The organism is Thalassotalea sp. 1_MG-2023 (genome assembly GCF_030546745.1).
Taxonomy (GTDB): domain Bacteria; phylum Pseudomonadota; class Gammaproteobacteria; order Enterobacterales; family Alteromonadaceae; genus Thalassotalea_C.
The window spans coordinates 1-776 of record NZ_JAUOPD010000067.1 but is presented as its reverse complement, the minus strand read 5'-3'; the positions used below and the strand labels follow the sequence as shown (position 1 = coordinate 776).

Genomic DNA, 776 nt, shown 5'->3' with positions numbered 1-776 from the left:
TGTAGTGGTCAACTAAAACTGGCCACCTTGTTATAAGTTTTCCAATATTTGTGTTCGGCCTCTAATGGCGATAACCCACCGTTATTCTGGTGGGGGCGATAACGGTTATAATAACCAACAATATATTGGTGAATGGCGTTTATTGCATGAGTGGTATTTTCATAACCTCTACGTGGCATCCACTCTGTTTTAAAGCTTCTAAAAAAACGCTCCATTGGTGCATTGTCCCAACAATTCCCGCGTCTACTCAAGCTTTGTTGGATGCCATATCGCCAAAGCTGTTGACGAAAACTACGACTTGTATAATGACAGCCTTGGTCGCTGTGGAACAATACTTTCTTAGGCTTGCCTCGACTTTCAAAGGCCATGCGTAAAGCTTTTTTCGTTAATTCGCTATCAGGACTATTTGAGCTTGACCATCCGACGACTTTACGTGCATACAAATCTAAAACCACAGCTAAATAAAGCCATTTTTTACCTGTCCAAACATAGGTGACATCACCACACCAAACTTGATTGGGTGCATTAACATTAAACGCTCGATTCAACTTGTTTGGGATACTTACATGTTCTGTTTCTGCTTTAGCATATTTATGTGAAGGCAATTGACGGCTCACTAAACCATGCTCTTTCATCAATTTGTTCACCAGCCAACGGCTCGCTTTAAAACCTGAATTACCCAACAATGTCACTAAGCTACGCTCTCCTGCAGAGCCATTGCTAAGCCCAAACCACCGCTTTAATTCTGCTACCAATCGTATGCGCGGTGCAGATTG

1 protein-coding gene is annotated in these 776 nt (G+C 42.3%); it reads right to left on the bottom strand.

Annotated elements, in window-relative coordinates; translation table 11 throughout:
* Positions 1 to 8 precede the first annotated feature (8 nt).
* On the bottom strand, positions 9 to 776 hold a 768-nt coding region (locus Q4489_RS18225), incomplete at its 5' end, for an IS3 family transposase (protein WP_303483379.1).